The organism is Anabaena sp. CA = ATCC 33047, from assembly GCF_963870205.1.
GTDB lineage: Bacteria > Cyanobacteriota > Cyanobacteriia > Cyanobacteriales > Nostocaceae > Trichormus.
The window spans coordinates 14412-26810 of record NZ_CAWMSA010000057.1 but is presented as its reverse complement, the minus strand read 5'-3'; the positions used below and the strand labels follow the sequence as shown (position 1 = coordinate 26810).

Genomic DNA, 12399 nt, shown 5'->3' with positions numbered 1-12399 from the left:
GGTTAAGAATTGGCTATCTGATAGGTAGTGTTTAGTTAAGAATTGATGTCAAGCTGCGGCAATTTTTAATAATTGAACGCAGATGGACGCAGATGGACGCAGATGTAGAAAGATACCGCAGGGTAAACGGATGAATCTGTATTCTATCCGGTGGCAATCTGCTATAATTTCGCTCTGTTAACTATACAGTTACACCTGAGTGTAAGATATTGAGTTATTGCAGGGTTTCATTGGCTATTAATTTTTTAAAGTCCTCATCATCTGCAATATCATCAAAATCTATATCGGTTGCTGCTTCTGCTCGATATTTGGGATTTAAGCTAATGGCTGTTTCTAGGCTTGCCAGGGATAATTGTAGTTCTCTTTGCAGTGCAAAACAGGTGGCTTTGTTATAATAGGCTATGGCATAGTCTGGTTTAATTTCTATGGCTTTGTCAAAAGATTTGATGGCTTCATTATCACGCCCTAATCTGACGAGAATGTAACCGCGTTTATTCCATGCTTTAGCAGAGTTGGGTTGTAATTCTAGGGATTTGTCGAAGGAGGCGATCGCTTCTTCGTATTGTTCTAATTCTATCAGAGCTAGACCGCGATTCATCCAGGCAACCGCATCATCTGGTTGAATTTTTACCGCCTGTTCAAAAGATTGAAATGCGTCTTGATGTCTTCCTAAATAGCCAAAAGCGACACCGCGATCGCACCAAGCTTGATGATATTCTGGTAAAATTTTAATGGCTCGATTATAAGCACCTATAGCTTGTTTATAGCGTTGCAATCTGGCGAAAGTTAGACCGCATTTTAACCAGATTACCGCATTATCTGGCTGGGTTTTGACCGCTTGTTCATAAACTGCGATCGCATCCTCATATTGTTTTTGAGCAAACAAAGCATCACCCTGTTGGATATACTCCTCAGCATTGCTTTGTCTTGCTTCAGGTTCTCTTGTTGGTTGTGTTTCTTGTCTTACTTCCTGTGCGGGGGTAGCTGTGGGTTTAACCTCCGACAATTCCTGTAAAATTGTATCCTTACGTTGTTGAGCATCTAACTGCAACTCAGACAGTTGAGAAACGAATTCTGTTTCTAACTTCTCCAGCTTTTCTAAAATCACAAATTTTTGCTGTTGAGCATTTAATTGTAACTCGGAAAACTGGGAAACAAACTCTGAACCTGATTGTTCTAAATTTTCGATAATTTGCTGCTTGCGATGCTGCACCTCTACCTGTAACTCAGCTAATTGAGCAGCAAAATCAGACTGTAACTTTGTTAACTCTTGCGTAATTTGTGATTCTACTTCCTCAATTTGCGCTTTAAATACATTCTCCAATTCTAAGAGATTTTGTAATACTTTCTCTTGCTGACTCTTGACTTCTGACTGAGAATTATCAACCTGCTGCGCCAATTGTGACTGTAACTTAGTTAAATTTTCAACTATATTATCTCGATGTTGCTGTGTCTCAACTTCCCAAGTTGATAGATGAGATTTAAACTTATTAGCGATAACTTGCAGATTTTCTAGCTTAATATCTTTTTGTTGCTGTACATCGTCCTCTAAAGCAGCCAAATTCACCGCAAATTCTGATTGTAAATTCATTAAGCTCACAAAAATCTCATCTTTCTGCTTATCAGAATCAGCATATAAATTTGCTAACTGAGTTTGAAATTCAAACTTAGTTTTTTCTAAATCTTCTAGAACTGAATTTTTTTGTCGCTCAGTATCTTGCTGTACCTCTGAAAATTGATAAGCAAGCTCTGATTCTACCTTCCTGATATTTTCTACCGTGCTATCTTTTTGATGCTGAGTATCTAGCTCAACTTGAGATAATAAATTTTCTATCTTTCTTTGAAAATTTGTAACTTCCGTAGTAATTTTAGTTAAATTATCCGCCTTAGCTTGCAAAAGTTCTGATGTAACAAAATCTAAATTATCATGTTCAGTTTTAATTTTTTGTTGTAAAGCTTCCGCTTCCTTTTCTAAAGCGCGAGTAATACCTTTAGCTTCTTGAATCAGATTTTCCGCATCTTGCTTAACGAGAGTTAACTGTCCTTCTAATTTTTCCACACCTTGCAACTGTGTCATAGCTCTATCCACAATTTCGCGAATAGCGACTCGCCGCAATAGCCAACATAAAGCAATGATGACAACTGGAAATAAACTTAAAATAACTAACGAAATATTCAGCAAAATCGTAGTACGGTTAAAGGCTCGCTCAAAATCTGCTGGTATTTGCTCAGTAACATTGGTTTGTGCTGGAACTTGCGCTATTATCTCAGAATTAATCTGTTGTTTAGAGGTGGATGGTGTAGTTTGTCCACTGCTCATCTCAGCAGACAGCAGCAAGGGTGAAAAGACGATGACGCTTTTCACAAATAAGGATAAAATAATCTGGTTCTTGCTCTTCATCACAACCATCCTGATATATTGGTCAGTTTTTCCAGTGTGGTTATTTCCTAATCTATAACAGAATTTGCTTGTTAACGGTGGGTAGTTTGTAGTGAGGACTTTAGTCCTCTCTCAACCATAAAGGGCTAGAGCCACTTACTACAAACTTTCAAGTTGTCATGAACCTTCATAGAATGATAACGTCTACAAGTTCGGACAGCATAGACACAGTTATCAGATCATGAAGTGCAGACACCAATTAACCTCACTCATCAGTCTTAGCTTAATCTCTAGCTACTTAGTACCATTATCTGCCGTTGTCGCTGCACCACCGAGAAACGCAGATAAAACGGTAAATTGTGACATTTTAGTAGTAGGTGGGGGACTTTCTGGTGTTGCTACAGCTTATGAAGGTTTGCTAGCCGGAAAAAAGGTTTGTTTAACAGAAATAACTGACTGGTTGGGGGGACAAATTTCTTCACAAGGGACATCTGCATTAGATGAACGTCCCACTCAACGCCGCTTGCAATTCTATTCTCGCGGTTATTTGGAACTGCGAAACCGCATCCAGAAGAAGTACGGTAAACTGAATCCTGGGGAATGCTGGGTGAGTGACTCTTGTTTTCTACCGCGTGATGCTCATGAAATTACCAGGCAGATGCTCAAAGATGCGGAAAAACGAGGTAGAGGTAAGCTGGAATGGTTTCCCAACACGGTGGTTAAAGACTTGGAAATTTCGCCAGCCGGGAAAAATGCTCATACAACTGGACAATTAATTAATAGCGCGATCGCAATCCAACATCAACCAGCCAAAGGCGCGCCACCTCTCAACACCTTTCCCCTCTCACAAACTATTGAAGACGCTTATCGTTATCAAAATTCATCTCGGTTTACTAAAACTATCATTCGCTTAGTTCCCAAACAAACCAAAGGAAACGCACCTAAATGGTATGTCGTTGATGCTAGCGAAACCGGAGAAATTGTTGGTTTAGCCGATGTTCCCTACAGACTCGGTATTGACGGACGTTCCTTCCTAGAACCTTCAGCTTCTAGCACCAGCAATAACCCTTATTGTACTCAAGGCTTTACTTACACCTTTGCAATGGAGGCGACAGCAGAACCCATACCGCAAAAAATGCCCCCATTTTATTTACAATACTCTCCCTATTTTAGCTATGAATTACAACGTCTCGCAGACTTTGGTTTAGTCTTCACCTATCGCCGTATTTGGAGTCCCACCGCAGGAGAACCTAAAAGATTCGGCGGTATAAATTTTACAGCCCCCACCCCTGGCGACATCTCCATGCAAAACTGGACTTGGGGGAACGACTACCGCCCCGGTACAGCTAAGGATAATTTAATTTATACTCGCCAACAATTACAAGCGACAGGACAATTAAAACCCGGTGGTTGGCTGGGTGGACTGCGGACGGAAACTTTAGGTAAAGCAGAGGAACACGCCTTATCTTATTATTACTGGTTAGTAGCTGGAACTACAGACTCACAGTTAGGGTCAGGTGTGAAGCGTCAACAAACCAATAACCGCTTTTTATCCGGGTTAAATTCCCCAATGGGAACAGTCCACGGTTTATCGAAATATCCTTATATGCGGGAAGGGCGACGTATTATCGGCCGTCCGAGTTGGGGACAACCGGGAGGCTTTACAATTTGGGAAATTGATATTTCACGCCGCAACTATAATGATCAGTATTATCGCCAAACCCTGCCACCAGCTATGTATCGTCAGTTAAAAGCAGCCTTGGCAGGTTTAGAAGCGACTTCGGTAATTTCTGGGCAAATTCCCCCAGAAAAAGTCATGCAGCGAACTCGTTCTACCATTTTCCCCGATGCTGTAGGTATTGGTCACTACGCCATTGACTTTCATCCTTGCATGGTGAACAGTCCCCCAGAAGCCCCCGGTAATAAAGAATATCCTGGTGAAAGGCGCGGGGCTGGACAAGCATACCCTTTCCAAATTGCACTCCGGGCGATGATTCCCCAAAAAATTGATAATTTGATAGTAGGTGGTAAAAGTATTGCTACCAGTCACATTGCGGCGGCGGCTTATCGGGTGCATTCCTTTGAATGGTCTGCCGGTGCGGCGGCGGGAACAGTTGCGGCTTTTGCTTTAAAAAATAACGTTGCACCCTACCAGCTTGTAGACGACTTACCCAAAGCCGAACCCCAATTACAAGCCCTCAAACGACTATTAGAACAAAACAACAACCCTACTGCTTTCCCTGATACTTCCATTTTTAACGAAAATTGGGAAGATTGGCGGTAATTAGTCATTAGTTATTAGTCATTAGTCATTAGTCATTGGTCATTAGTCATTGGTCATTAGTCATTAGTTTCTCTCCCCCAGTCCCTTCCAGTCCCTTCCATTCCCCATTCCCCAACATGGACTAAACTAGATATTTGTAGTGTAGTTTTGTAAAATTCTGTTGGTTAACTGCTTTATGCTTAAAACACTTTCAGCAGTGGCTTTCGCTATGGCTACAGCACCAACTGTAACTCCAGAAAAGTCTAGTCAAGTTGTCAAGAAGCCTTATCCGAATTATAAGGTGATTGTTTTAAACGATGATTTTAATACTTTTCAGCACGTGGCTGAGTGTTTAATGAAGTATATACCAGGGATGACCAGTGATTTGGCTTGGGACTTAACTAATCAGGTACATTATGAAGGACAAGCTATTGTCTGGGTAGGCCCGCAAGAACCAGCAGAATTGTATCATCAACAATTGCGTCGGGCTGGATTAACGATGGCTCCATTAGAGGCGGCTTAATTCTCATGGGTAAACCCTCCTCAGAAACCCCAAAAGCTGCTGCTCGTAAAGATGGTAGATTAGTCTGGAACCACTCAACTCATCTTCCCGGTTTGATTCCAATTTTAGAACGCCTGTGTCAGCAAGATGGCATCAACACCATCACGCCCGGCGTAATTGGCAGAGTTAAAGGCCATGCGCCAAAAATGCAATTGCGTGTGTCTGTACCTATTCGTGGTGGTTACAAAGTAATTGCGCGACACGGTAAGACGGTACAAGAGGTATTTATCCTGACTACTTTAAGTCAGGATAAACTCACAGAATTAATTGCGATCGCCATGAAGAATTCCTGATATTTTACAATCAAGGTCTTAAAACCACCACTATTGATGATTACTGTCTACTCTTCAACTTCGTGGATGGCAAATCTGTGTAGTGGCAAACTGACGATACAAGAAAAAGTTAAAAAATATGACAAAGCAGTAGTTATTTTTAAAGTCATGATTACAGGTTCAAAATTAGAGAAGACCATCTTCTCTAAACCAAACGCCACACAATAAACCAGCCAGTAAGTGAAGATCATTCTAAATAAAATCACTTCTGTTTCTGCGCGTTCATCATTCTGACTGTTTTTTTCATCCCACAGTAATAATAAACCAATAATACAAGCCACAAATGAAACAGCAACTACAAACCCGTGACATAATAAACTGCTTGTGTGCATTTGCATTCATCCCTATTTTTCACAATTGAAATTCAGTCTAAAGGAATATTCTTTGGGATTACACAAAATAGTTACAAACTGCAATATAACAATGCAAAATATGTAAACAAATGCAACAACAAATATATTAGTTTGAAGTAACTAATATAACTTTAAATATTGTGAAATTAAGTATATATTTTTTGAGTTTGGAATATTGTTGTGATTGTGGCGATCGCCATACCTCAATCACGATTTATCTGACTTAAAACTTAGCATCCAAGGAAAAGATTTCACTAACGCCACTCCTCCAATCACTACAAAAAGTGAACCCATACCAGTAAACATCACAGGTAGGAACCATAGACTCAACCAAGAGTTAATCATAGCCGAATCCCGCTTTTGCGGATTGTACAGCACTTCAACCTGCTCACCTCTAGTGTGTGCCGGTGGATTACTACCTGAATTAGCTGCAAATGTAATAGGATCACCAGAGGATGGAGTAAATCTTACCACTGGATAGTAGACAACACTCCTACTACTACTAGATGAACGTGGAATTAAATCAATGACAGTTCCTTGAGTAGTTACAGATGTAGCTACAAAAGAACGAGTATTTAACGTAATTATGATGCCTGTAACGGCGAAGATACTGCCAACACCAGCAAATATAGAGCCAAACATCCGAAAAAACTTTGTATCATCCATATTTTTCAACTTAGGTATAGCGTATTACAATCTTTTATTAAAATGACTATAAACAAAAAAAGGCAGGAAAACCTACCTTATAACCCAAAAAAAAGCAATTTGTAAGCAAATACATCATTTAATATGCCAAAAAGTTATGGCAACAATTTGACAAAACTACGACGACTGTGTGAAGAACTTAGAAACTAGATGTAGCTAGAGTTTCATTGACAGGTATAGGACTGGGTTTAGCAATAAGATATCCTTGAGCAAAAGTTGCGCCTCGTTCTCGCAACCAATTGAGTTCATCAATACACTCAATTCCTTCAGCCACAGTCAGAATGTTTAACTGTTGTGCAATTTCTAAAACTTTTTCAGTAATCGCAGCTTTATATGGATCTAAATGTACATTTCTAGTTAACTCCATGTCCAATTTAATCAAATCTGGACGTAACTGATGCAGTAAGTTCAGGCTAGAATAACCAGAACCAATGTCATCAAGAGCAATAGCAAAACCCGCATCTCGGTAGTATTTGAGAACAGCCTTGAGATGCTCTAAATCTTGCGGCGTGTCTGACTCCACCACTTCAAAGACAACCCGTTCATAAGAAATACCTGCTCGGTTGATGGCTTCTACTGTACTCCGTAGACAAGACACCGGATCATAAAGTGCAGTTGGTGAAAAATTGATGAAGACTTTTCCACTCACTTGATGACGGCTGAACTGAGCAATGGAACTGAGGCGGGCAATGCGATCTAGTTGCGGTAGAAGTCCGGCTTCCGTCGCTGACTCTATAATTTGCGCTGGGGGTATTAAATTGCCTTGTGCATCTATCCCCCGCAACAGTGCCTCATATCCATAAATTTGGGATGTATTCTTCATGGAAACAATTGGTTGGAAGTAGCTGGTGAATTGTTCCTTTTCCAACATTTCCAGCAACCAGTCAGACTGAGTGAACTTGATAAACTGTTGCAAGGAGGCTATGTCACTAAAATCTTGGAGTTGAGGTTGAATAGTACCTCTAATAAATAAGACTTGTGTTTCTTTTAATTCTATCGGTGTGAGGAGTTGCCCTACACGAGAGGCAATTTCTTGGGCTTGCCCAATTTTACAGTCCAAACTCAACATCGGTTTGTCATGTATTAATTCATACTTAACAGCACATTGCTGTAAGGAGTTAATCACTTTCTTTAACGTATGTTCAACGGGAAACCAGACAAAGAGTTTGCCAGCTTCCTTGGCGTGACAGCGTGCAGTATGGCGACAGGTACAAGTTTTGTTGTTCAATGATGTTTTGCTCATAAAAAACTCATATTTATTCTTTAAACTCTGGAAACAGATAGAGCATTAACTATATACCGAAACTGAGCAATTAATGCAATCTATGAATTATCAAATATTTTAAATCGGCTCGACCATGTAGATATTACTTAAAGCATAAATTTTTTGTTTTTCATGTTTTTCAGTTGATATTTTTTTATAAAGAGAAATTAACAATATATAATTAAAAAAAATAATTTATCTTATTTATTTATACTGGCTAAAGTGGATTCATAACTTACATTGAAGCGTTGGACAGAAAATATATTTTACTCTGTAAATAATAGAGTCTTATTAGCTTAAATATGCTAAAATAGGCAGCTTTTATCGGCTGGGTACAGTACACCTTTCAAGGGAACACAACCAGAGGCTAGAAGAATGTACCTGATCAAGATGAACTGTGTGTAAATTGAAAAATATAGAAATGCGTTCTAATTGTCAGTTGCAAGTGGGGTAAGTCTTCGTGCTAATTGGCAGATGCTTATTCTGATTGAGAAATGCCGTCAGTAATTAGCTAGTAGGAAGTCCAAATTATAATTTGGCATTTGTTAAGTTATAAATTGATGTTCAATCAAACTGGCTGACGCAGTAAACTATTACCCAAATCGTCTTGAAGATGGCGCATGGAAATGAAAATGAACAGCGTCAGGCAGTAAGGTAAAATTCAGTCAAAAGTCATCATCCTAAAGACATAATTATTATGGGGAGAAAATCTACTTTGTATACCTTGTCTAAAACATATCTGCGGGATCGGCGGCTTGGAGTTTACGGGTGGCGATCGCTCCCGAAATTACACACATAATAATAGTGAGGATTAATACCTGTAACGCCCGCATTAATGTCATATACATGGGTAGGTTGGTGGCAGTGCGGGTTAATTGATAAAGTCCTAAAGAGACTGTTAAACCTGGAATAAAACCCAACAATGCCAAAATCAAGGCTTCTTCAAACACTACACCCAGTAAATAATAATGGCGATATCCTATAGCTTTGAAGGTGGCATACTCTCTCAGGTGAGCATTGACATCTGTAGATAACACTTGATAGACAATAATCACACCTACAACAAAGCCCATTGATACCCCAATATTAAAAATAAATCCTATCGGGGAATTAGTACGCCAAAAGTTATTTTCAAATTCGATAAATTCTTGATGAGTCAGCACATTGACATCTTGTGACAAACGTGCTTTTAAAAGTGCTTGCACCTGCTGGTGATTTACCCCAGGCTGTAATTTAATTAAACCTAAACTGACATTAGCCGCCTGTTGTCGAGGAAAGAAGCGCAAAAAATTTTGATCACTGGTAATTAGCGTCCCATCAGCCGCAAAGGAAGCTCCTAATTTAAATAAACCGCTAATAGTAACTGTGCGCCGTTCTAATTCTGTCTTGACTGTTTCACCTTGTTCAATTTGGGCGATAGTTTTTTGATAATCTCCTCTAGACGCACGGTCAAATAAAACTGTATCTGGTAACTTAATTTCTGCAAGTTTGGCGTTAACTTCAGGAAAATCAACAGCAGGTTTATCGGGATTGATACCTATAACTAAGATTTCTGTATCGCGACGGGTTTGGGGATTTTTCCACACCATGTTACTTACATACATGGCCTCAGCCGATTTCACCCCTGGTACATCCATCGCTTGATATAATCGCCGCCGAGAAAATGTAGAGAGGCGTTGCAGGTTACGAGTTTGAGAACCCATCAGAATAATATCAGCTTGTAAACTGCGATGTAGGCGAGTGTTACTGTCATACAACGCCGCTTGAAATCCTAGCTGCATAAACATCAGCAAGTCCGCAAAGGCAATACCTGACAAAGCTACTAATAGCCGACTTTTTTCATGACTTAGTTGCAACCAACCTAAAGGGGTTCGTCGCCGCAGTTGTTGAAACATAGTATGGGGACTGTGGGATGAGGGGGATGAGGTTAATTAACAGAACAATCTTCTACCTTCTGCCTTCTGCCTCCTGGTTTATAATTCGATGACTGCTTTAACTTGCATATTTGTTAAATCGGCAGCTTTTTGGCTGGAGGTAGAATCTAGGCGGATGTGGACTTCTACTACTCGGCTGTCAATGTTGCTGGAGGGGTCTGTGTTAACTACGTTTTGTCGGCGTATTTGTAACCCTTTACGCTCAACTTTTCCCTGCATTTCTATGGGTAGATAATCACCGATGACTCGCACTTTCTGCCCTGGTTTGACTTTGCTGATGTCGCTTTCGTAAACTTCGGCAATGACGTACATTTGGCTGGTTTGTCCAATGTCAGCAATGCCGTTATGAGAAATTAATTCTCCAGGGCGACTGTGAATTTCAAATACTTGTCCATCTTGGGGCGATCGCACGTAAGCTAGGGTAAGATTAACTTTAGCTTGATTCATCGCGGCGATCGCTCGATTAACTTCTGCTGCGGCTGCTGCCACATCTACACCCCGCACTTCAGTAATTTGCTCTAAGGTGGCTTCGGCTGCTTGCAATTTTTTCTGGCTACTTAAATTCAGCCTTTGCAACTGTGCTTGGGCTTCTTCCAGGTTTTTTTGGGCAGTTTCTAAACTCAACCGTTTACTATCTCTTTGAGAAGCCGAAATTGCCCCTTCTTGATATAGTTGTTGATAACGTTGTTCTTCTACTTGGGCATTCTCTACCTCGGCTTGTAGTCGCGCTACTGTAGCTGTCTGCGCTGCTATGTCACCCTTAGCTTCTATTTCCAAACGTGCTATTGTTGCTTGTTGGGCTGTAACCTCTCCCCGTTTCGCTCCGGCTTTGATGCGGTTGAGGTTTGCCTGTGCTACTTTTACTTGTTCCTTGGCTTCTTTTAAGGCTGCTTCTAACCTATCACGGCTATCTAAAACTGCTATTAACTGTCCGGCTTTTACCCTGTCCCCCTCCTTGACTAATAATTGCTCTACCCGACTGCTTTCATTAGATGTGGTTGCAGCTAGTTTAATCACTTTTCCCTGTGGCTCAATTCGTCCCAAGGCTGTCACAGTTTTTAGCTCGGATAATAATGTTGTTTGTGCTTGTACCTTCTGATGAGATGCTTCCCGAAATTTTATTGTTATGTAAACACTGATTCCTATGACAGAAAAAGATACAAAAATAGCTAAAAAAATGAATGGACGTACAATCGATTGCGGGAAAACTGAACGCTGTAGTTTTGAATTCTGCACAATCGCATACCTTTATGGCAATTCCCAATTCGCTGACTAAAATCTCATCTCGGTAAATGTCCTGAAGCATTTTCTCTAGTTATCAACAAACAGTTTTTTGTGAACATTTCCTGAGTTGATTACTGCGTAATTGATAACTGATACAGCTACTCTTATATGCTTAATACCTGTTCAATATCTGAACTGATATATACAAAACTAAACGGTTTAGTCTTATAATCTTGATTATACTAAACCGAGTAGTTTAGTCAAGCACCACCCACAAGGAATCATCAAAACATGGCACGCCCTAAAAATGGGGAAACAGACCGTTCAAATTCTAGCGATAAAGTCGAGAAAATTCTGCAAGGAGCGATGCAGCAATTTTTAGCCTACGGCTATGCGTCTACAAGTATGGATAAAGTAGCCGAGGCGGCGGGAGTGTCTAAGGCGACGGTTTACAGTCACTTTCAAGATAAGGAAGGGTTGTTTAGAGCCTTGATAGAAAGATTAGCGAGAAAGCGGTTTCAGTTGATTTTGGGGACACAACCTTTAAAGGGAGAACCTTATGTAGTGCTGCGACGACTAGCGAAAACAGCACTAAATCAGATGATAAACGACCCGGAATATCAAGCATTTGAACGGTTGTTGATGGGGGAGTCGGCGCGGTTTCCAGAGTTAGCGCAGGTGTTTATTGCTAGCATTGCCAAACCAGCGATAGAAACCATCAGTCAATATTTAGCTGCTCGTTCAGAGTTGAATATACCAGATCCAGAGGCGACGGCGAGGATTTTGATTGGTTCATTGGTGCATTTTGTGATTACCCAAGAGATTATGCACGGTAAAAATATTATGCCTATGGAAAGCGATCGCCTGATTGATGCCTTAACCCATTTAATTGTCAACTGCGTTAAGTGAGCGAATAGAGACAAATAAATGCAAAATGCAAAATGCAAAATGCAAAATTATCGCATTAAATAATTCTGCTGTTAATAGCCATAATATTTAAAATAAACAATAATTCAATAAAAGGTACTAATCAATACGACTTTATCTAGCAATAACATTAGGATGGTTGAATATTAAGGATTGAATATTATCTATTTATCTGTTGATTGTCAAGATAAGTAGTCATAGACAGAATCAGTTCTGATAACACCTCCCTACTTCTCAGCATCGGAATGGTAATTTTGAATTTTGAATTTTGAATTTTGAATTCCCCGCAGGGGTTGACTAGCTCTTATGTGTAAAAATGAAAATAACTTACTAATAAAGGTGAGCGAAGCTCGAAAAGCTAGATAAAGGATTGACCGAAGTAATGGCAGACGAAACCAATCAAAATCAAGCGGGAGACGCTATTCCTAGCACTGTTGACAAAAAAGCCCCCACAG

The 12399-nt window shown here is 40.1% G+C and carries 10 protein-coding genes; 4 read left to right on the top strand and 6 right to left on the bottom strand.

What is annotated here, in order from left to right; genetic code table 11:
* Window positions 1–214 precede the first annotated feature (214 nt).
* Window positions 215–2401 carry a tetratricopeptide repeat protein gene (locus AACS98_RS18250; protein WP_066382886.1) on the bottom strand — a complete coding sequence of 729 codons (2187 nt, stop codon included), beginning with the start codon at window positions 2399–2401 and terminating at the stop codon, window positions 215–217.
* 220 nt (window positions 2402–2621) lie between these two features.
* Here AACS98_RS18250 and AACS98_RS18245 point away from each other — a divergent pair, with 220 nt between their 5' ends.
* From AACS98_RS18245 to AACS98_RS18235, 3 genes are all read left to right on the top strand, one after another.
* Window positions 2622–4664 (top strand): FAD-dependent oxidoreductase, encoded by a 2043-nt coding sequence (locus AACS98_RS18245; RefSeq protein WP_066382436.1) that lies wholly within the window; start codon window positions 2622–2624, stop codon window positions 4662–4664.
* A 175-nt stretch (window positions 4665–4839) separates the two neighbouring features.
* A complete protein-coding gene (gene clpS, locus AACS98_RS18240; protein WP_066382434.1) occupies window positions 4840–5166 on the top strand; it encodes an ATP-dependent Clp protease adapter ClpS in 327 nt (108 codons plus the stop codon).
* Window positions 5167–5171: 5 nt separating this feature from the next.
* On the top strand, window positions 5172–5498 hold the full coding sequence (locus AACS98_RS18235; RefSeq protein WP_066382432.1) for a DUF2103 domain-containing protein: 327 nt from the start codon (window positions 5172–5174) through the stop codon (window positions 5496–5498).
* Window positions 5499–5545: 47 nt separating this feature from the next.
* Here the strand turns inward: AACS98_RS18235 and AACS98_RS18230 are convergent, their stop codons facing one another.
* The 5 genes from AACS98_RS18230 to AACS98_RS18210 form a co-directional block, all read right to left on the bottom strand.
* Window positions 5546–5875 (bottom strand): hypothetical protein, encoded by a 330-nt coding sequence (locus tag AACS98_RS18230; RefSeq protein WP_066382431.1) that lies wholly within the window; start codon window positions 5873–5875, stop codon window positions 5546–5548.
* 222 nt (window positions 5876–6097) lie between these two features.
* On the bottom strand, window positions 6098–6556 hold the full coding sequence (locus AACS98_RS18225; RefSeq protein ID WP_066382429.1) for a DUF3592 domain-containing protein: 459 nt from the start codon (window positions 6554–6556) through the stop codon (window positions 6098–6100).
* Window positions 6557–6734: 178 nt separating this feature from the next.
* Window positions 6735–7838, bottom strand: a complete 1104-nt coding sequence (locus AACS98_RS18220) for an EAL domain-containing protein (RefSeq protein WP_084386936.1) — start codon at window positions 7836–7838, stop codon at window positions 6735–6737.
* 749 nt (window positions 7839–8587) lie between these two features.
* Window positions 8588–9754, bottom strand: a complete 1167-nt coding sequence (gene devC, locus AACS98_RS18215) for an ABC transporter permease DevC (RefSeq protein WP_066382427.1) — start codon at window positions 9752–9754, stop codon at window positions 8588–8590.
* A gap of 78 nt (window positions 9755–9832) precedes the next feature.
* Entirely contained in the window at window positions 9833–11029 is a 1197-nt protein-coding gene (locus AACS98_RS18210; RefSeq protein ID WP_066382425.1) for an ABC exporter membrane fusion protein, read from the bottom strand.
* A 279-nt stretch (window positions 11030–11308) separates the two neighbouring features.
* On the opposite strand from AACS98_RS18210, the gene AACS98_RS18205 reads away from it, so the two are divergent.
* Complete coding sequence (locus AACS98_RS18205) at window positions 11309–11926, top strand: TetR/AcrR family transcriptional regulator (protein WP_066382424.1); 618 nt, start codon at window positions 11309–11311, stop codon at window positions 11924–11926.
* The last annotated feature ends 473 nt before the right edge of the window (window positions 11927–12399 follow it).